This is a genomic window from Gelidibacter sp. (assembly GCF_035577925.1).
Lineage (GTDB): Bacteria > Bacteroidota > Bacteroidia > Flavobacteriales > Flavobacteriaceae > Gelidibacter.
In genome coordinates this window covers 1-19,917 of sequence record NZ_DATJCY010000073.1, presented here as the reverse complement: position 1 = coordinate 19,917, position 19,917 = coordinate 1, and the positions used below count along the sequence as shown (strand labels likewise).

Below are 19,917 nucleotides of genomic sequence, written 5' to 3'. Positions count from 1 at the left end.
CAAATTATCGGCATGCTCACTACCACTTGCCAATGCTTCGCCTTTCATCGCAAAATCTGTAATTTGGGTTTTATTATACGGACGTCCCAAAAGTTCGTTGATGGCAAATACACTTCCAGCGGCACTTGCGCTACTACTGCCAATTCCACTGCCTGGTTTAATCTTTTTATAGATTTCCATTTCAAAGCCAAAATCGGGTTGTGCATCAGCGATCATTGCTAAAGCCGAAACACCCGCTACGTTTTTTTCAGGTTCATATGGAAGATCAAAACCTTCAATTTTAGTGATTTTTAGTCCTTTTTCTTTTGTTTTTCTGAGGATCATTTCATCACCAATTGTATTCAAACAAAATCCGAGAACATCAAATCCACAAGATACATTTGCTACAGTTGCTGGAGAAAATATTTTGATTTCATTTTTAGCCACAAGTTTTCTTTTTAAATAATTTACGTATTTCTAATTTCCAATTCTGATAATATCTGCAAACAGTCCGGAAGCCGTAACTTCTGCACCGGCACCAGCACCTTTAATTATCAAAGGTTGCTCACGGTAGCGTTGTGTATAAAACATCACAATATTATCTTTTCCTTCTAAATTATAGAATGGATGTTGTGGTGGAATTTCCTTCAGCCCGACTTTAGCAGTTTTGCCATCAAATTCTGCTACATATTTGAGTTGGCAATTGTTGTTTTTTGCCGATTCATAGAGTTTTTGGAAATGAGCTTCATCCGTAATTAATGTTTCATAAAAATCATCAACAGAGCTACTTTTATGATTGTTTTCAGTTAAAAACGAGGTGTTTTCAATATCTTCCAAATTCATTTCTACACCGCTCTCCCTAGCGAGAATAAGAATTTTTCTGGCTACGTCCACGCCACTCAAATCGATACGTGGATCGGGTTCTGTATAACCTTCTTTTTGCGCTTGTTTAACGATATCATGAAATTTTGTTGTGGCATCAAATTTATTGAACACAAAATTCAAACTTCCTGAAAGCACCGCTTGGATAGATGTTATTCTATCGCCAGAATTAATTAAATGATTTAGAGTATCAATAACAGGCAAACCAGCACCAACATTGGTTTCAAATAAAAATGGTGCATTGTACTTTATCGAAAGATTTTTTAATTGACTATAATTGGAATAAGTGCTGGAACACGCAATTTTGTTGCACGCCACAACAGCGATGCTTTCTTTTAGATAATTGGCATAAATTTTTGAAACATCTTCGTTGGCAGTAACATCTACAAAAATACTGTTTCGCAGATTGAGTGTTTTAACGCGTTCAAAAAAGCCGTTTATCGATGCTTTCTCACCAGAATTTAAATCGTCTTTCCACGATTTTGAGGATAATCCCGTTTCGTTAAAAACCATGGTTCTGGAATTGGACAAACCAACAATCCGCATATTGATTTTTAATTGTTCCTTCAGATATTTTTTCTGTTGATGGATTTGCTCCACCAATTTTTCTCCAACATTTCCAACGCCTGTAATAAACACGTTGAGCTGTTTGGTCTGATCTTCAAAAAAGCGTTCATGAATGGCATTCAATGCTTTTTTCACATCCTTTTCGGCAATTACCGCAGAAATATTTTTTTCTGAAGCCCCTTGCGCAATAGCTCTAATATTTATATTGTTCTGACCCAAAGTGCTAAACATTTTTCCGCTAATGCCTTGGTGGTTTTTCATGTTATCACCAACCAATGCAATAATGGACAGGTCTTTTTCGACAATAATAGGGTCAATTTTTTTTAGTGAAATCTCATTTTCAAAAGTGATATTAATATTTGAAGCTGCGAGTTCGGCATCTTTCTCATCAATACCAAAACAAATGGAATGTTCAGAAGAGGCTTGTGTTATAAAAATAACATTGATTTTTTCCTGAGCCAAAGTTTCAAAAAGGCGTTTTGAAAACCCAGGAATTCCTATCATTCCAGTACCTTGTAAGGTCAATAGCGCAATATTGCTAATATTGCTAATAGCTTTGGCAGCTTTTAAAAACCCATTGCTATTGTCGTTGGTAATGCGGGTGCCATATGCTTCCGGATCTGATGTGTTTTTGATATGAATAGGAATGTTCAAACTTAAAACCGGTTGAACAGATGGTGGATACAATACTTTTGCTCCAAAGTGAGAGAGTTCCATAGCTTCCCTATATGATAACTTTTCAATAGGATAGGCTTGTTTTACAATTTTTGGATTTGCTGTGTACATGCCACTAACATCGGTCCAAATTTCCAATCGGTTCACTCTTAGTGCTGCTGCAACTAGTGCTGCTGTAAAATCCGATCCGCCACGACCTAAGGTAGTAGTTTCGCCCGTTGTGGATCGTGCAATAAATCCTGGTAAAATGGTAATTTTTTGAGCGGCATTTTTAAAGTATTCAGAAATATTAGTGTTTGATGTTGGGTAATTAACTTCCGCTTTTGTAAAGTTGTTATTGGTCACTATGAGGTCTTGGGTGTTTTTTCTGACCGCATCCAAATTTTGACTTTTCATGGTTTCCGCAACTATAAAAGAGGAAAGGAGTTCACCATAACTTACCAATTTATCAGAAGTTTTAGGTGACAGCTCATTGATGAGATGAATACCGTCCAATAAGCTTTTTAAGCTCGATAATTTATTTTCTAAATAAGTTTTGGCCGCCTCATTTTGATCGGGAATAAGTCCTTCCAAAATACTGAGATGGATGGTTTTGATTTCTTCAAACAGTGGTAGGTAGTTTTCATTTTTTTGCTGGGCAAACTCCCCAGCTCTTAAGAGTTTATCGGTAATGCCTCCAACGGCAGAAACTACACAAATTACAGGTTCTTTTTTAGAATAATTATCGAGAATTTCAATGACTTTTTTTATGTTTTCTATAGAACCAACAGAGGTTCCACCAAATTTTAATACGTTCATAATATGATGTACACGGGATTAAATAAAAATAAAATAAAATAGAAAATGCTTGACGAGTAATAAAATAATAGTTAACCCCGAGGGGTAATACCGCCAATAAAGGTTGTCCCGGTTGAAGAAATCAGGATGGTGAAAATTAGATATGTGAATAGTAAAGTAAACATATTATCTGTCTATACCTTTCAAAAGTATTATTTTTACTGAAATAAAAAAATTTACTGACTACTAATAAAAGTGTAAAGTTAAATATTTATCAAATCCTTAAAAAAAAACGTTTAAAATGAAAATATTCTCAAAAGAACAAATTTATAATGGCGATCAATTAACCGCAATAAAACAAAATATAAGTTCCACCGATTTAATGGAACGGGCAGGCATGCAAATTTTTAATTGGATCCATGATCGTATGCAAGGTGCTCAAGTGCCAATTCATGTTTTTTGCGGGATTGGCAATAATGGCGGTGACGGATTGGTTTTGGCCAGGCATCTTATTAATTATGGCTATAATGTGCATTGTTATATTGTAAATTGTAGTGATAAACGCAGCAATGATTTTTTGATAAATTATGATAGGATAAAACAAACCACCAAAAAATGGCCAACCATGCTAAATTGTAAGGCTGATTTTCCGCCTATCAATCCCGATGATATTATAGTAGATGCCGTATTTGGAATTGGAATAAACCGACCAGCTAATGAATGGGTAAAAGGATTATTTCAGCATTTTAAGGAATCAACAGCATTTACATTAGCTATCGATTTGCCTTCAGGACTTTATCCTGATGAAGTTCCAGAGGATGAAAATGGTGTGGTTTGGGCAGATTATACCTTAAGTTTTCAATCGCCAAAACTGGTTTTCTTTCTTCCAGAAACATCAAAATACACTACGCAATGGGAAGTTATTGATATTGGAATTGATATCGAATTCTTGCAAAACACAGAAACTGAAGTGGAATTGATTGGTAAATATGAAATGTTGCCAATATATAAACAAAGAACAAAATTCTCAAATAAAGGAACTTATGGACACGGATTGATAATAGGTGGAAGTTATGGTAAAATAGGTTCTATAATTCTTTCTTCAAAAGGAACATTAGCATCTGGTGCTGGGCTAGTCAGTGTTTTAGTTCCAAAATGCGGTTATATCCCTGTGCAATCTGCTTTTCCTGAAGCAATGGTTATTACAGATGTTGATGATGACAAATTGACCAATATTCTTTTTGATATTAAACCGACAGCAATTGGCATTGGAATGGGCATGGGATTGGATGAAAGTACACATTTGGCATTTCAAAAATTTTTAAAAACGAACACATCGCCTTTAGTGATTGATGCTGATGGCATAAATTTATTAGCAAAACATACGGAGGATTTGAAATTATTAAAACCACAAACCGTACTTACGCCGCATCCAAAAGAGTTGGAACGTCTTATTGGTAAATGGAAAAACGATTTTGATAAATTAAAAAAGGCAAAGGCATTTTCAAAAAAACACAAATGTATTATTGTCATTAAAGGCGCCAATACCATTACGGTTTTTGGCGATAAATTATATATCAATTCTACCGGAAATCCTGGATTGGCAACAGGTGGAACGGGCGATGTGCTCACAGGACTCATTACAGGACTTATTTGCCAAGGTTATGAACCCTTGACCGCCACTTTATTTGGGGTTTATTTACATGGGAAATCGGCAGATATTGCTGTAGAAGATTATGGTTATCAAAGTTTGACTGCCAGTCATGTGGTCGATTATTTAGGGCAAGCCTATCTGGATTTATTTGCAAAGCCAAAGGTTCAACAAGAAACTCAAGATTAGTTTATAAATTTGAAAACCGCTCTTTAAAGACTTTTAAAGAGCGGTTTTCAATTTAGAATATGTACTTTCTTAGATGCTTAAGCTATCAAATAACTCAACAAGTTTTTTACTTGATGGTCTTGGCGCATTTGGATCTACAATATTGCCATTTGGATCGATTAGGATAAATCTTGGAATGGCTTGGATGTTATAGTTTCTAATGAAATCAGATTCCCAGTTTTTATCAGAAAATAAATGGATGCCCACCAATTCTTCTTCTTTAACCATAGTTTTCCACTTGTTTTTTGCAACTTCTAAATCGCCACCACCACTTCTCATCGCATCATCAATAGAGATGCTCACAAACTGAAGGTTTCTACCTTTGTATTGTGCTTCAAGTTTTTTAATTGAAGGTATTTCTGCAATGCAAGGACCACACCATGTCGCCCAAACATCAATATAAACATATTTTCCTTTTAGGTCTCCCAGCGAAGTTGTTCCACCGGCAAAGTTTTCATAATCTTTAAAAGTAGGTGATGGTGAGCCTACCGGAAATTGCTCTCTAATGGCAATCGATTCTAAAAAGTAGTTTTCGTACATGCCGATCATTGGCTCCAAATTTCGGTTAGCTTGAGCCAACAGAATTGAGTCGATAGATTTATCACTATTATAAAAATTGCTCAATTCGGTTTTAACGGATTTTAATTCGTTTTGTAATTCCTCTCGGTTCAAACCGCTAAATTTATCCTGGTCCAATAGGCCTTCTTGCAAAATTTTATGTTTTGCCAAAAAGGTATTGTTTTCTGATCCACGTCCTGAAAATTTGATCGATTGATCAAAGTCTTCAGCATTGACTTCCATATTCAATTCGTAGCCGTTTCTTAGAAAAATAGGCGTTGATGCATGGCCATCATAAATTGCAAAAACTCCAGGTTCGTTTATTTTAAGGGTGTCCTTAAAGGTTCCATCAGGATTAATTTTAATGGTTTTACTATACGTTCTGGTTCCAACTAACAGGGAATCACTTTTCTGATTGGAAATTTTACCAGAAAAGGTGACATAATCTTTAGGTTCTTCCTTACATGAAACAATAGATAAAGCACATAAGAAAACAAGAATTTTTTTCATTATTATAATTTTAAGTTTTCAAAAGTAATAGTTTGGCGACATATTGTATAATCTTTTATTAATTATTAACATTTGTTGCAAAATGAAAAGTATATGCTGATTTTTGAGTTTGGAAAAAAAACTTTGACATTGACACATTTTATCTCTACAGACACTTTAGAATTATCGACCATCAGTGATATTCTTTTTTACAATAAAAAATTAGAACTTTCGGATCAAGCGATCAGTAAAATCAATAATTGCCGCAACTATCTCGATGCCAAAATGCTTGGCCAAGACGAGCCTATTTATGGAATTAATACGGGATTCGGTTCTTTGTATAATGTTAAAATCTCTAAAGAGAATTTGACGCAGCTTCAAGAAAACCTGGTCATGTCGCACGCTTGCGGTATTGGCGAACGTGTGCCAAACGACATTGTGAAACTGATGATTTTACTTAAAATCCAATCTTTGAGTTATGGCCATAGCGGTGTACAATTGGAAACGGTTTTGCGCTTGGTCGATTTTTATAATCATGATATTTTACCGATTGTCTATACTCAAGGATCGTTGGGGGCATCTGGCGATTTGGCACCTTTAGCCCATTTATCTTTACCATTAATTGGTAAGGGCGAGGTGTACTTTGAAGGAAAAGTAGTGCCGTCACAAGAGGTTTTGGCACGTTTTAAGTGGCAGCCTGTCAATTTATTGTCCAAAGAAGGATTGGCACTTTTGAACGGCACACAGTTTATGAGTGCTTACGGCGTTCATTTATTATTGAAAGCTTATAAACTTTCGTATTTGGCCGATTTTATTGGCAGTATTTCTTTGGATGCCTTTGATGGACGTATTGAACCTTTTGATGCACTGGTGCATTTGGTGCGACCTCATAACGGTCAACTAAAAACAGCTGAAAGAATCAGGGAGTTTTTGGACGGAAGTGAACTTATTGCACAAAAAAAACAGCATGTTCAGGATCCATATTCATTTCGATGCATGCCACAAGTTCATGGCGCAACTAAAGATACCTTGGCATTTGTTCATAAAACCATAAAAACCGAAATCAACTCGGTGACCGACAATCCGAATGTATTTATTGAGGAAGATAAAATCATATCCGGAGGAAATTTCCACGGGCAACCTTTGGCTTTGGCTTTGGATTATTTGAAAATTGCTATGGCCGAACTTGGAAATATTTCCGAACGTCGTATCTATCAATTAATTTCCGGACTACGTGGACTTCCTGCGTTTTTGGTAAATAATCCGGGTTTAAACTCTGGTTTTATGATTCCGCAATACACCGCGGCAAGTATTGTAAGTGCCAATAAACAATTGGCAACACCAGCAAGTATTGACTCCATTGTTTCATCAAACGGACAAGAGGATCATGTCAGTATGGGAGCCAATGCAGCAACACAAGCTTACACACTTATATATAATGTAGAACGCGTTTTGGCCATAGAACTGTTAAATGCATCACAAGCGATTGCTTTTAGGAAACCTGTAAAATCATCACCAATTATCGAAGCGTTCTTAAAAAGTTATACCAGTGAAGTACCGTTTGTAGTCCAAGATGCTGTATTTCATGATCTGATCGTAAAATCAATTGATTTTATTGATGGATTTGCTATTGATAACGATTTGCTTTTTGATTAAAGAAATCAGATTTCAGATCAATTATATGTGAATTAATTTATCAGAAAATATCACGTTTTAAAGAACTTAATCCAAACAAAAAAAGCGACTGAATAATATAAATTCAGTCGCTTTTTTATTAATGTTGATTTGTTTTTTTAGTCAAACTTGAAGACTATCCTTCAAATTCAAATTCGTCACCACCGTTTGAACGTTCCATTGAACGTTGTTGTTTCTTTTGTTGATTGAAACGGTACGTAAACGAGAGGTTAAAAGTTCTTTGTCTCCACTGAAATTCTGATGAACTATTAAAGGTATCGGTGAAGGTATCTGTTATTCTTTTTCTGGTATTGAAAATGTCACTTACGTTAAATGCAAGTGAAGCATTGTCGTTAAACAAATCTTTACTGAATGCTAAATCGGTAGAAAACATGCCTTTACTTTTGTTTTGGGCATCTTCTGTTGGTCCCATATAGAAAATACGGGTTTGCCAATCAATTTTTCCTGGCAAGGTTAATTTGTTGTTGATACGTGCAAACCAGCTTAAGTTTTCGGCGCCATAATCTACCTCGTTATAAACACCTTCCGATTTTGATTTGAATAAGTTGAAGTTACCATTCACGTTCCAGTTTTTTGAAGCACGGTAGGATAATGTAAATTCAAAACCATATCTATCGTTTGTTGCCAAGTTAATAGGCGTTCTTCTAACTACCGGGTTTACACTTTCATATTGAGAGGTTATAAAATCGAAGTTAGGGTCGTTCTCGTTGATGGTCATGTTGATATCTCTGATGTAGAAATCGCCGGTAGCTTCAGTGATAAAATTAAATACATCTGTAGCTCTCTCGTAATATAAAGATGAGTTTAAGGTAAATTTGTTGAATTTTTTCAAAAATCCTAAATCCACCTTGTTAGAATAACTTGGGTCGATATTTGGGTTTCCTTGAAACACACTTGTAGGGCTTGTTCTTGATGGAAACGGATTGATAAAACGCGACCAAGGTCTTCTGATGCGGCGGTTATAACCTAATTGAATACTTTGGTTTTCATCAATTTCATAGCCAAGATTAAGTGTTGGAAATAAGCCTGCATAATTCTTTTTCTCAAAATCATTTGACGTTTTTTGATCAATTGTAATACGAGCGGCTTCCATACGCAAACCAGCTAAATAAGAGAATTTATTGCCGAGTTTACTTCCGAATTGAGTATAAACCGAATTGATGTAATCACGGTAAATTAAATTATTACTAACGTTTGTATCCAATTCGTAATTGCCATTTTCATAAAACTCCAAACTGTAATCCGTATCTAGATTATTGAAGTTTCCACGGTATCCAAATTCAAACTGGCTGCTGTTTCCAAGTGGAAGCACATAGTCTGATGCCAATAAGATTTTGTCTTGTGTTTGTAAGGTCAAAACACGCTCAACTGGAGCGCTGTCTTGGGTAATGGATGAGCGGTTGTCTTCGTCATTGGTTTCGTATTGGAAATCGAATGTTAATTTATGTTGACTATTGCCACCAAATTGTTTGTTGAAGTTAACCGAGTATTGAATGGTTTTGTCGTCTCTAATTTCAGGATCAAAACGTTCAGAAAGCGAAATTAAATTACTGTTAAGATCAAATTCTCTACTTAAATTGGTCGCATTATTATCGGTATCACTTTTTCTAAAAACCACAGAAGTTGTTAATGATGCCGAATCATTAATATACCATTCCACACCAAAATTCGTAGTAAAATTTTTACTTTCTCTTTCAGAATTACGATTTTCGTTTAAGAATGTATTTGGCTTGTCTTCAATAACATTTCCAAATTCGTCACGTCTAATATTGAAATATTCGGTTTCTGTAGAAGATTTTCCTGGTGATTCTCTATAAGTATAACTTGTAGTGTTAAAGAAGTTGAAATCACCAGTTCTGTAATTGATATTACCAGAAAGTCCAGCCGTTGGCGCATGCCCCACATTTGCGGTTATAGCACCATTTAAACCTTGAAGTTTACTTCTTTTTAAGATGATATTTAAAATACCTGCAGTTCCTTCAGCATCATAACGAGCTGATGGTGATGTGATAACTTCCACACGCTCAATAGATTCGGCAGGAAGTTGACGTAAAGCATCGGTTGAATTAAGACCAACCAATCCTGATGGTTTTCCGTTTATTAATATGGTAACGTTGTCATTGCCTCGCATCGAAACATTGCCTTCAACATCCACAGAAACCGATGGGATATTATCCAATACATCACTGACGGTACCACCTCTAACGGTCAAATCTTGACCAACGCTGTATATTTTTTTATCCAGCTTAATTTCTACTGTTGTGCGTTCGGCAATAATTGAAACTTCACCAAGTGCCTGTGCATCTACTACAAGGTTTAGAACACCCAAATTAGTATTTTGAAGCAAGGTTTTGTTAGGCAACTTTAGTGTGCCATAAGAAATATATTCAATAGAAATATCATAGGTTCCTCTCGGAACTTTAATGTCGAATTTACCTTCCAAATCGGTAATTCCTCCGGTAACAATCCGATTTTCTTTTTTACTGAAAAATGCAATTGTGGCATATTCAAGCGGTTGGTTAATCTCTTTGTCCATTACAACACCAGTGATGTGGACGTCATCTTGTGCGGAAAGAATATTTGAAGTTAATAGGAATAATAGGGTAAATACGTAGGGTATTAGTTTCATTGGTTTAGTTGTTTTTTAGTTTTTTTTTAAAATTTTTAACTTCCGTTTTATTATCGGTCAAAAACCGTTGTATAGACATAATTGTTTCTTCGGTATAAAGCTCGTTAACATCAGAAAAGAGGGTGGCTTTGAACTCTTCTATTAAGGGCTGTTTTTCAAATTCAGAAACTTCTGACATTAAAATCTCATGTCGTTTTTTATAAAACTCCTCAATTTTTTGTTTGATAATCGTTGCTTTAAAATCGTCAACTTTTAATAAGTTGACATAAGCATCAACACGATTATTATAGTCCTCTAGTTGTTTTTGCATGTATTTTTCTTGTTCTTTTTTTATGGCATCGCTAGTTTGGGCAAACGATGTGCCAGCGCATAAAAAAAATGCCAGAAGAGGAATAGTCAATAGTTTTGCACCCATAATAGGATAGTTTAGTTATTAAGAGTGCAAAAATAGAATTTGGTTTAATGGCGTTTGGTTAAAGTTGTGTTAAAGAATCCTTACAGAATATCTAGGATTTTTTGAGGTGGACGGCCAATAACGCCCTTGTTGCCATGAATGACAATTGGGCGTTCAATAAGGTTGGGGTGTGAGATCATGGCATCAATAATTTGATCGTCAGAAAGCTCTGAATTTTTGTAGTTTTGTTTCCAGATAAGTTCGTTGGTTCTGACCAGCTCTATAGGTTTTATTTTAAGAATCTGAATGATTTCTTTAAGTTTTTCGACACTTAAAATATCGTCCATATATTTAATGACTTGATAATCTTTATTTTGACTTTCAAGAATGGCCAGGCCTTCTCTTGATTTGCTGCATCTTGGATTATGGTAAATTGATATCATTTTTTTGTTTTTATAGTTTTAACGTATTTCAAAAGTAATTTAAAGTACAATGCCGAAAGAAGCCAATTGTTCTTTGAGCAGTTCAGGGGTTTTAAAATGGATGGTATTAATACCTAATTCTTTGGCAGCATCAACATTTCGAAGATTGTCATCTATAAAAATTGAATTTTCAGCTGTAATTTCAAATCGACTTAAGGTCAATTCATAAATATCTTTAAATGGCTTTCGGGTTTTTTCTTCACCTGAAACCAAAATACCCTCAAACCAATGTAGAAAATCAAAAGTTTCAAGAGCTATCGGAAAAGTTTCATGGCTCCAATTGGTGAGCGCCACAATTTTATAGTGCTTGCTGTCTATTAGTTTTTTTAGAATTTCAACTGTTCCTTTAATTGGACCTCCCAGCATCTCTTTCCATCTTCCATAAAACATTTTAATAAGCTCTTCATGTTCAGGAAAAAGTGCAATTCTATCGGCTGTTGCTTGGGCTAGGGGATAACCGGCATCTTGGTTTTCGTTCCAATCGTGGGTACAGATGGTATCAAAAAACCATTTCATTTTCTCTTTATCGCCATTAAATACGCCATTGTAAACATATTCAGGATTCCAATCTATTAAGACACCTCCAAGATCGAAGATAATGGTATCAATTTTTTTCATTTGCTTATTGTTGTTTCAGACATCAAAAATCTGTTCTTTTTATGGATTTGCCAAAGATCATATAAGTATAATCAAGTATATGAAGTTATATAAAAGAATTTATGATGTATAGGATTTGGTCTTTAAAGTGGGTTTGGTATTTGTTGTTACAAATAATGAAATGGATAGGTTTTTGTTATATTTACGAATTCTAAAAATATGATGGAAAGGATTTAATTTATAAAAAACAGTTACGCAGATTGAAATCTAATAAAATCTATATGTATTGGTATAAAGTTCCTTTTGGTAAAGAGAACTTTGGAGATGCGCTGGGTCCTTATATAGTGGAGAAATTAACAGGTAAAGAAGCGATTTATACACCATTAAGACATAGGGGATTTAATAAGCGGGCTATTTTAAATTATCTTAGAAATATTTATAATCGAAACGTATCGGTTAGGGACGTGTACTATAACATCCGATTTGTTTTAAGCAGAAAGCAAAATCTTCTTTTGAGTATTGGCAGTGTGATGGATTTATATTCGCACCCACATTGTGATATTTGGGGTTCTGGAATTATGTTTATTGACAATCATATCGAAAATGCTGATTTTTACGCAGTTCGTGGAAAACATAGTCAGGCGCGACTTCGGGAGCTTGGCTATAAAGTTCCTGAATATATTGGTGACCCTGCACTTTTAACACCATTGATGTACACTTCAAAAACTGAAAAAAAATACGCTATTGGCATAATTCCTCATTTTCTGCATTATAATGAAACGATTTCAAAATTAAATAGCGATAAAATATTGATTATTAATTTATTGGATGATATTGAAAAAGTTATTGATGATGTTCATTCGTGTGAGAAAATTGTTTCGAGTTCCCTTCACGGTATTATCATAGCTCACGCTTACGGAATTCCCGCGTTATGGGTTTGGCTTTCCAAAGGTTATATTGGTGGTGATGACATTAAATTTGCCGATTATTTTTCGAGTGTAGAACTTAAGGAGTATGCTTGTTTTACTATTAAATCGGACTTTTTTGATCAAAACTATATCAATGAGGTAGAATTGATTTTTAAAACAAATGAACATCTTACTTTGGTTGATCCTAAACGATTGAAAGAATTGCAAATAGGCTTGATTAAATCGGCACCATTCGCAATTCTTCCACAGTATAAAAATTTTAAATAAAGAATAATTTTAACCTTGTTGTTCTACATTTAAAATGTCATATTTAAAGCTCATTAGGATTGTCATCCTTTTGCCCCATCATCATTAAATAGGCTTTTAGGAATTCATCGATATCACCATCCATGACGTCTTCAACATTACCAGTTTCATGTCCTGTTCGGACATCTTTAACCAATTTATACGGATGCATAACGTAATTTCGAATCTGGCTTCCCCATTCAATTTTCATTTTGCTAGATTCAATATCTTCACGTTGCGCCAACTGTTTTTGAAGTTCAATTTCATATAACTGCGATCGCAACATTTGCAAAGCTCTTGCTCTGTTATCGTGTTGTGAACGCGTTTCTGAACATGAAACCTGAATGCCTGTAGGTTTATGCACCAATTGCACTTTTGTTTCTACTTTGTTAACATTCTGTCCGCCGGCGCCACCAGAGCGCGAGGTTGTAATTTCAATATCGGCAGGATTGATGTCAATTTCGATGGTATCGTCCACAAGCGGATATACATAGACTGATGCAAAACTTGTATGCCGTTTTGCATTACTATCAAATGGCGAAATGCGGACCAATCTGTGCACACCGTTTTCACCTTTAAGCCAACCAAATGCAAAAGAGCCTTCAATTTCTAAAGTAACCGTTTTGATACCGGCAACATCGCCTTCCTGAAAGTTCAGTTCTTTGACCTTAAATCCGTTGTTTTCGGCATACATCAGATACATTCTCATTAGCATGCTCGCCCAATCGCAGGATTCGGTACCGCCAGCTCCCGAGGTGATTTGAAGTACAGCGCTCAAGTTATCACCCTCTTCAGAAAGCATGTTTTTTAACTCTAGCTTTTCAATATGAGAAACGGTTTTTTCTAAATGTGCATTTAATTCTTCTGCGGATACATCATCAGCTTTGTGAAATTCATAAAGTACTTCTAAATCTTCTACTAATGATTTGGCTGTTTCATAATCAGCTACCCAATGTTTTTTTTCACGCAAGGACTGCATGACACGTTCGGCTGTTTTGGAGTCGTTCCAAAAATTTGGATCGAAGGTTTTTTCTTCTTCGTTAATAATCTCAATAGTTTTGGCATCTACGTCAAAGATACCTCCTCAACGCACCAAGGCGCTCTACAAGACCTTTAATTTGATCGGATGTAGTCATAAATAATATAAATTTTATGCAAATATATCATTTAAAGATTGCTGAATTAAAGAAAAGCAAGGATATTTTTTTGAGATAATTTGATTAGTTTTATGGATTAAATTTCCATTATGAAAAAACAATTACTCAATCTCATCTTACTGTTGTCAGTAACACCTTTGTTTTCACAATTATTAAAGGATAAGAAACTGGAACCTTATAAGGGCTTTTTTAATTTTTATTATGAAGAGAAACAGGATAAAATTTATTTGGAAGTCGATAAATTAGATCATGAATTTTTATATATCAACAGCTTGGCAAGTGGCGTGGGATCCAATGATATTGGTTTGGACAGAGGACAATTGGGGAGTACGCGCCTGGTGAAATTTGTAAAAGCAGGAAATAAACTTTTATTGATACAGCCCAATCAAAGGTTTAGAGCGATTACCGATAATGTACAGGAACGAAAAAGTATTGAGCAAGCATTTGCTTCGTCGGTTTTGTACGGATTTAAAATTGAAGAAGAAAATAATGGAAAATACATTGTCGATTTAACTTCGTTTTTAATGGAAGATGCGCACGAAGTGGGCAAGCGTTTAAAAGATCAAAACGAAGGCACTTATAAAGTAGATTTATCTAAAAGTGCCTTGCATCTGGAGCGTACCAAAGCATTTCCGAAGAATGTAGAATTTGAAGCTTTATTGACGTTTAATGGTGAAGTTAAAGGTAGAAATATTAGAAGTGTAACTCCAACAGCTTCATTGGTGAGTGTGATTCAACACCATTCGTTTATAGAATTGCCGGATGATAATTATAAGCCAAGAATGTTTGATCCACGTAGCGGCGCCATTTCAATTTCTTATATGGATTATTCCACGCCTATTGAAGAACCTATTGTCAAGCGCTTGGCCATTAGACACCGATTGGAAAAGAAAAATCCAGAATTGGAAATGAGCGAAGCCAAAAAACCAATAATTTATTACCTTGATCCTGGCACACCGGAACCTATTCGGACTGCGCTAATGGAAGGCGCACGATGGTGGAATGAAGCTTATGAAGCCATTGGTTTTAAAAATGCTTTTCAAGTTGAAATGTTGCCAGCAGATGCTGATCCGATGGATTGCCGTTATAATGTCATTCAATGGGTGCATCGCTCAACACGAGGATGGAGTTATGGGGCTTCGGTGGTCGATCCACGAACTGGCGAAATTATTAAAGGCCATGTGAGTTTGGGAAGTTTGCGCGTTCGTCAAGACTTTATGATTGCTCAAGCCTTGATGAATAAACCTTATGCCAATTCAGATACCAATAATGAGCCGATGCTCAAGTTGGCTTTGGCACGCATGCGACAATTGGGTGCACACGAAGTTGGTCATACTCTTGGCTTTGCACACAATTTTGCAGCCAGCAGTGTCAATGATGCCTCGGTTATGGATTATCCTCATCCTAAAATCACGCTTGACAAAGGCAATATAAATATCGAAAACTCATATATAGATGGCATTGGTATTTGGGATAAAACAACAGTTGCCTACAGCTATTCGGAGTTTGATAAAAATACCAATGAAAAAGAAGCTTTAAATGCTATTTTAAAAAGTGCCCAAGACAAAGGTTTACGTTTCATTTCTGACACGGATGCGCGTGCTGAAGGCGGCGCACATGCTTTTGCACATTTGTGGGATAATGGGAAAAGTGCTTCCGATGAATTGGAACGTGTTTTGAAAGTACGTGCCAAAGCGATTTCAAATTTTTCGATTGATAATATCAGGAGTGGTGAGCCTTATTCTGTTTTGGAAGATGTGTTTGTGCCGCTTTATTTTTTCCATAGATATCAAATTGAAGCCACTTCAAAATTAGTAGGAGGGATGGATTATAATTATGCGGTGAAAGGAGATGGTCAACTCGTAACAAAGGTATTGGATGCCAAAGCTCAAAAAGAAGCACTTTCAGCACTAATGCTTTCCATTGCTGCAGAAACTTTAGCTATTCCTAAGGATAAATTAGAGTTATTTCCACCTCGAGCTTTTGGATATGGAAAAACCAGAGAGTCGTTTTCAGGAAAAACAGGTGTTGCTTTTGATGCTTTTAGCGCTGCGGCAACAGCAAGTGACATGACTTTACAACTCTTACTGCATCCACAGCGTGCCAACAGGATGGTGCAACAAAAAAGCTTGGATAATGCCCAGTTAAGTTTAGAAAATGTGTTCCAAACACTTATCGAAAATTCATTTTCAAAACACCACAATAACGCTTATCATGACGAAATTCAGCACGTCATAAATGTCAATGTTTTGAAATACATTATGAATCTTAGTGTTTCTGAAGCTGCCTATTTTCAAGTACAAGCCAAGGCCAATGATGCCATAAATGAGATTCAGAAAATATTATCTGATAAAAAACAAGGTTCAAATCCGTATCTGGCTCAATATGGACGCATGATTACCGAGCTTCGTGAACATCCCGAAAAATTTAAAGTAGAAACTGCACCTCGTATTCCTGACGGATCGCCAATAGGAACTGACGAATGTACTTATATGCCAAATTAAAATTATGATTATAGATTTAAGAAGTGACACCGTTACAAAGCCTTCAAAAGGCATGTTGGAAGCGATGATGAATGCGCCAGTTGGTGATGATGTTTATGAGGAAGATCCAACGGTCAATGCTTTGGAGAAACGTTTAGCAGATATGTTTGGAATGGATAAAGCGATGTTTTTTCCTTCCGGGACCATGGCCAACCAAACGGCTTTGAAACTGCATACCAATCCTGGCGACCAGGTTATTTGTGATAAATATGCGCATATCTATAATTTTGAGGGTGGCGGAGCTTCGTTTAACAGTGGTGTTTCTTGTCAGTTGATTGATGGAAGTCGCGGTATGTTTACTGCTGAACAAGCGGAAGCAGCTATTAATCCACCAGAATTTTATCATAGTGCATTAACGGCATTGATAGAGGTAGAAAACACCACTAATAAAGGGGGTGGCGCCTGTTGGGATTTTAATGAACTACAACGCATTCAATTAGTTGCAAAACAGCATAACTTAGGATTTCATCTTGATGGTGCTAGACTGTGGAATGCGCTAATTGCTAAAAACGAAACCCCAAAACAATACGGCCAATTGTTTGACACCATTTCTGTTTGCTTAAGCAAAGGCTTGGGTTGCCCAATTGGATCAGTCCTTTTAGGAAACGAAAATATCATGAAAGGTGCTTTGCGTATTAGAAAGCTTTTGGGTGGCGGCATGCGTCAAATAGGTTTTGCAGCGGCGGCTGGATTGTATGCCCTTGATCATAATTTTGAGCGACTTCAAGACGATCATAAAAAAGCTAAAGAAATAGGCAAAATACTCTCTCAATTATCATCGGTAAAGAACATGGAACCTATTGAAACCAATATTATCATTTTTGAATTAAATGATAATGTCGAAGGATCTAATTTTATAAAACGTTTAGCAGAAAATAATATCAAAATCAGCAATATGGGTGGGCATAAACTTCGTATGGTCACTCATTTAGATTATACCAATGATATGCATGAAGATTTTATAGCTTTATTAAAAACGTTATAGTACTATGAGGTATCTGGCTTGACCTCCATGTTCTGCTGGTTTTTCTCATAATTTGTCTACCTTGCGCGCTAAATCAAAAAAAATTAAGAGTAAGGATTTAATAATTTATGAAATTAAGTATTGTCATTCCGGTTTATAATGTTGAAACATTTGTAGGTACATGTTTGGACAGTATTTTAAATCAGAGTTTAGATCCTGAAAATTATGAAATACTAGTTATCAATGATGGCTCAACTGACGATAGTTTAAAAATCGTAGAAAACTATGCCGAAAAAAATGTTCAGATAAAAGTATTTACCATTGAAAATGGAGGTGCTGGCAAAGCAAGAAATTATGGTATGGCCCAAGCTAAAGGGAAATATCTATACTTTATAGATTCTGATGATTATCTTATGCCTCATTGTCTAAATTTTATAGTAGAAACTTGTGAAAACCATGATTTGGATATTCTGACCTTTAAAACCCAAAGATGCCGGACAATATCGATAAAGCCGAAATATAATTCTAAGAAAATAAGGCAGAAGGAATTACTTAATAGCAACATGCTTTCTGAAGTTTTATCAGGCGAAGATTATGTGGCCAGCTTAGAATATAGAAATGAAGTTTGGTGGTATGTGATAAATAGGGGGTTTTTAGAAGGTTTAGGAGTTAAATTTGAAGAAGGAAGCTATTTAGAGGATGCTATTTTTACGATAAGAATTTTTTTGAAAGCGCAAAGAATGGCTTATTTAAACTTGGAAGCCCATCGATATAGAATTGCTCCAGAAAGTGTTTTGAACAATAGAGATCCCGTTCACTATAATAAGTTAATAAAAGATATGCAAAGTGCTGCCTTGGATTTTAGTCCAATTGTTAAAGACTTAGAAAAAAGACCAACGAATCCCAATTGTATTTTACGAATTATAGCAAAACAACAAGCTTTAGTGTTTTTTTCTATGGTGCGGATGCTTCAGTCAACCATGAGCTTAAAGGAAGTAAAACATCAGATAGATGAATTGAGTTTAGCAAATGTCTATCCATTAGATTTGTTTTTGGGAAAAGATTATAATCAATTGAATTTTAAATTGTTAGTTCCAATTTTTAATAATAAAAAAAGTTTTTATTTTTTGTTCAGACTCATTAATCCTATTTTAAGACCAAAAAATAAACTATAGACTCTTTCTTGGTTAAAGTCTAATGCTGGTTACAAGTTTAGGTAATGCCAATTTTGTAAATATTAAAGATTTTATTGATAGTGCAATGCTCCATTTAACCAGAGGTTTTGAAGTGTACTTGTTGAAATTCCCAATAATTTACGTCCCTCATAGCTTTTCAACCATTCCGTTGGTTCTTGTGCCGATTTTCTCATATAAGGTGAATATTTTCTGATTTCTTCAAAAAGTTTTTTTTTGAAAATTTCAAGATTCTCTCGGGTAATAACCTTGAGTTTCATTCGCAATTCCTTTATTTTATTGCATCAATTCTTGATAACAATCAAAAATTTATGAACACACCTGTTCCATGTATCTATTCAATTTGGCGATTTCTTGTTGTTTCCCTTTTTGCGCTTCCTTTTACTTCGTTCCTATTGTTTATCGACACTCTACTTTTTAAGGAAATTTCAGTTCTATAACAGTTTACCGTAATCCGTGCATAAACAGTGGCAGGCTTAACTTTGTTGTTCTGGGGTAAACGTAATACGAATTAAATCCTAAAGGTGTTTCTACTCTGCACATCCAATTATTTTATGTTCAACCCATACGCTTTGGTGCACTTCTCTCATTCCAACTGTTGGATGGGATGCAGTAAAGAAGTCAAACAATAATAAATAGCATCAAAATAAATGTTTTAAATAAATGATTTACAGTTATTTATAAGCTATTCGGTGAGTAAATATAAAACTTAAAAAGACTCACCGTTTAACTCACATTTAGATTGATATATATTGGGGTTTCTTGATATGATATAAAACAAAAAACCCTCAAATTCATAGAATTTGAGGGTTTTAGACCTTACTTAGTGTAAGTGTGGTCGGGGTGGCAGGATTCGAACCTACGACCTCCACATCCCAAATGTGGCGCGATACCGGGCTACGCTACACCCCGCTGGTGTTAATTCCTGTAGATTTTTAAGAAATTCTACATCCGGTCTCCCTTTCGGGAATGCAAAGATAAAGAAACTTTCTTAAGTTGCAAACTTATTCATCTTTATTTAAAGAATTAAATTCTTTGAGGAGAGAGAGGGATTCGAACCCTCGGTACCATTGCTGGTACGACAGTTTAGCAAACTGTTCCTTTCGGCCACTCAGGCACCTCTCCTTATCTATTTTATGCCTTAGTTAAAAGGCTAAATCTCTGTTTAAAGAACTATTTTTCCTGAAAGTAAAAAGACTAATCTTGCGTTTCGGATTGCAAATATAGCAATTCATTGTGCTTT

At 35.4% G+C, this 19,917-nt stretch carries 14 protein-coding genes, 2 tRNA genes and 1 pseudogene; 6 read left to right on the top strand and 11 right to left on the bottom strand.

What is annotated here, in order from left to right; translation table 11 throughout:
* Both VNJ50_RS02325 and thrA read right to left on the bottom strand, forming a co-directional pair.
* Positions 1–426: pseudogene (locus VNJ50_RS02325) on the bottom strand (homoserine kinase); the annotation flags it as partial.
* A gap of 30 nt (positions 427–456) precedes the next feature.
* Positions 457–2,901, bottom strand: a complete 2,445-nt coding sequence (gene thrA, locus VNJ50_RS02320; RefSeq protein ID WP_325578670.1) for a bifunctional aspartate kinase/homoserine dehydrogenase I — start codon at positions 2,899–2,901, stop codon at positions 457–459.
* A gap of 280 nt (positions 2,902–3,181) precedes the next feature.
* Between thrA and VNJ50_RS02315 the strand changes: the two genes are divergently transcribed.
* Positions 3,182–4,720 (top strand): NAD(P)H-hydrate dehydratase, encoded by a 1,539-nt coding sequence (locus VNJ50_RS02315; protein WP_325578669.1) that lies wholly within the window; start codon positions 3,182–3,184, stop codon positions 4,718–4,720.
* A 69-nt stretch (positions 4,721–4,789) separates the two neighbouring features.
* On the opposite strand, the gene VNJ50_RS02310 is transcribed toward VNJ50_RS02315, so the two are convergent.
* On the bottom strand, positions 4,790–5,827 hold the full coding sequence (locus VNJ50_RS02310) for a TlpA disulfide reductase family protein (RefSeq protein WP_325578667.1): 1,038 nt from the start codon (positions 5,825–5,827) through the stop codon (positions 4,790–4,792).
* 93 nt (positions 5,828–5,920) lie between these two features.
* Between VNJ50_RS02310 and hutH the strand changes: the two genes are divergently transcribed.
* Complete coding sequence (gene hutH / locus VNJ50_RS02305; RefSeq protein WP_414652856.1) at positions 5,921–7,462, top strand: histidine ammonia-lyase; 1,542 nt, start codon at positions 5,921–5,923, stop codon at positions 7,460–7,462.
* Positions 7,463–7,616: 154 nt separating this feature from the next.
* On the opposite strand, the gene VNJ50_RS02300 is transcribed toward hutH, so the two are convergent.
* The 4 genes from VNJ50_RS02300 to VNJ50_RS02285 form a co-directional block, all read right to left on the bottom strand.
* Positions 7,617–10,130: a TonB-dependent receptor domain-containing protein gene (locus VNJ50_RS02300; RefSeq protein WP_325578665.1), complete on the bottom strand. Its 2,514-nt coding sequence runs from the start codon at positions 10,128–10,130 to the stop codon at positions 7,617–7,619.
* Positions 10,131–10,134: 4 nt separating this feature from the next.
* Positions 10,135–10,545 carry a hypothetical protein gene (locus tag VNJ50_RS02295; RefSeq protein ID WP_325578663.1) on the bottom strand — a complete coding sequence of 137 codons (411 nt, stop codon included), beginning with the start codon at positions 10,543–10,545 and terminating at the stop codon, positions 10,135–10,137.
* 80 nt (positions 10,546–10,625) lie between these two features.
* Positions 10,626–10,967, bottom strand: coding sequence for an arsenate reductase (glutaredoxin) (gene arsC / locus VNJ50_RS02290; protein WP_325578661.1), 342 nt, complete (start codon positions 10,965–10,967; stop codon positions 10,626–10,628).
* 39 nt (positions 10,968–11,006) lie between these two features.
* The gene (locus VNJ50_RS02285) at positions 11,007–11,624 is read right to left on the bottom strand and encodes an HAD family phosphatase (RefSeq protein WP_325578659.1); all 618 of its coding nucleotides are present in this window, start codon (positions 11,622–11,624) and stop codon (positions 11,007–11,009) included.
* A 260-nt stretch (positions 11,625–11,884) separates the two neighbouring features.
* Here VNJ50_RS02285 and VNJ50_RS02280 point away from each other — a divergent pair, with 260 nt between their 5' ends.
* A complete protein-coding gene (locus VNJ50_RS02280) occupies positions 11,885–12,799 on the top strand; it encodes a polysaccharide pyruvyl transferase family protein (RefSeq protein ID WP_325578657.1) in 915 nt (304 codons plus the stop codon).
* A gap of 43 nt (positions 12,800–12,842) precedes the next feature.
* Here the strand turns inward: VNJ50_RS02280 and prfB are convergent.
* A protein-coding gene (prfB, locus tag VNJ50_RS02275; protein WP_325578655.1) for a peptide chain release factor 2 occupies positions 12,843–13,953 on the bottom strand; the annotation gives its coding sequence in 2 pieces (ribosomal slippage) (positions 12,843–13,889 and positions 13,891–13,953; 1,110 coding nt in all).
* A gap of 110 nt (positions 13,954–14,063) precedes the next feature.
* Between prfB and VNJ50_RS02270 the strand changes: the two genes are divergently transcribed.
* From VNJ50_RS02270 to VNJ50_RS02260, 3 genes are all read left to right on the top strand, one after another.
* Positions 14,064–16,478, top strand: coding sequence for a zinc-dependent metalloprotease (locus tag VNJ50_RS02270; RefSeq protein WP_325578653.1), 2,415 nt, complete (start codon positions 14,064–14,066; stop codon positions 16,476–16,478).
* A gap of 4 nt (positions 16,479–16,482) precedes the next feature.
* Positions 16,483–17,502 carry a GntG family PLP-dependent aldolase gene (locus VNJ50_RS02265; RefSeq protein WP_325578651.1) on the top strand — a complete coding sequence of 340 codons (1,020 nt, stop codon included), beginning with the start codon at positions 16,483–16,485 and terminating at the stop codon, positions 17,500–17,502.
* Positions 17,503–17,609: 107 nt separating this feature from the next.
* A complete protein-coding gene (locus tag VNJ50_RS02260; RefSeq protein ID WP_325578649.1) occupies positions 17,610–18,656 on the top strand; it encodes a glycosyltransferase in 1,047 nt (348 codons plus the stop codon).
* A 71-nt stretch (positions 18,657–18,727) separates the two neighbouring features.
* On the opposite strand, the gene VNJ50_RS02255 is transcribed toward VNJ50_RS02260, so the two are convergent.
* From VNJ50_RS02255 to VNJ50_RS02245, 3 genes are all read right to left on the bottom strand, one after another.
* Positions 18,728–18,934 carry a DNA-binding protein gene (locus VNJ50_RS02255; RefSeq protein WP_325578647.1) on the bottom strand — a complete coding sequence of 69 codons (207 nt, stop codon included), beginning with the start codon at positions 18,932–18,934 and terminating at the stop codon, positions 18,728–18,730.
* Positions 18,935–19,509: 575 nt separating this feature from the next.
* Positions 19,510–19,586, bottom strand: a tRNA-Pro gene (locus tag VNJ50_RS02250).
* A 126-nt stretch (positions 19,587–19,712) separates the two neighbouring features.
* Positions 19,713–19,799: transfer RNA gene (locus VNJ50_RS02245), tRNA-Ser, on the bottom strand.
* Between the last annotated feature and the right edge of the window lie 118 nt (positions 19,800–19,917).

Coding starts and splice junctions, on each gene's coding strand:
- thrA (WP_325578670.1), bottom strand. CDS start 2,901: ATGAACGTATTAAAATTTGGTGGAACCTCTGTTGGTTCTATAGAAAAC.
- VNJ50_RS02315 (WP_325578669.1), top strand. CDS start 3,182: ATGAAAATATTCTCAAAAGAACAAATTTATAATGGCGATCAATTAACC.
- VNJ50_RS02310 (WP_325578667.1), bottom strand. CDS start 5,827: ATGAAAAAAATTCTTGTTTTCTTATGTGCTTTATCTATTGTTTCATGT.
- hutH (WP_414652856.1), top strand. CDS start 5,921: ATGCTGATTTTTGAGTTTGGAAAAAAAACTTTGACATTGACACATTTT.
- VNJ50_RS02300 (WP_325578665.1), bottom strand. CDS start 10,130: ATGAAACTAATACCCTACGTATTTACCCTATTATTCCTATTAACTTCA.
- VNJ50_RS02295 (WP_325578663.1), bottom strand. CDS start 10,545: ATGGGTGCAAAACTATTGACTATTCCTCTTCTGGCATTTTTTTTATGC.
- arsC (WP_325578661.1), bottom strand. CDS start 10,967: ATGATATCAATTTACCATAATCCAAGATGCAGCAAATCAAGAGAAGGC.
- VNJ50_RS02285 (WP_325578659.1), bottom strand. CDS start 11,624: ATGAAAAAAATTGATACCATTATCTTCGATCTTGGAGGTGTCTTAATA.
- VNJ50_RS02280 (WP_325578657.1), top strand. CDS start 11,885: ATGTATTGGTATAAAGTTCCTTTTGGTAAAGAGAACTTTGGAGATGCG.
- VNJ50_RS02270 (WP_325578653.1), top strand. CDS start 14,064: ATGAAAAAACAATTACTCAATCTCATCTTACTGTTGTCAGTAACACCT.
- VNJ50_RS02265 (WP_325578651.1), top strand. CDS start 16,483: ATGATTATAGATTTAAGAAGTGACACCGTTACAAAGCCTTCAAAAGGC.
- VNJ50_RS02260 (WP_325578649.1), top strand. CDS start 17,610: ATGAAATTAAGTATTGTCATTCCGGTTTATAATGTTGAAACATTTGTA.
- VNJ50_RS02255 (WP_325578647.1), bottom strand. CDS start 18,934: ATGAAACTCAAGGTTATTACCCGAGAGAATCTTGAAATTTTCAAAAAA.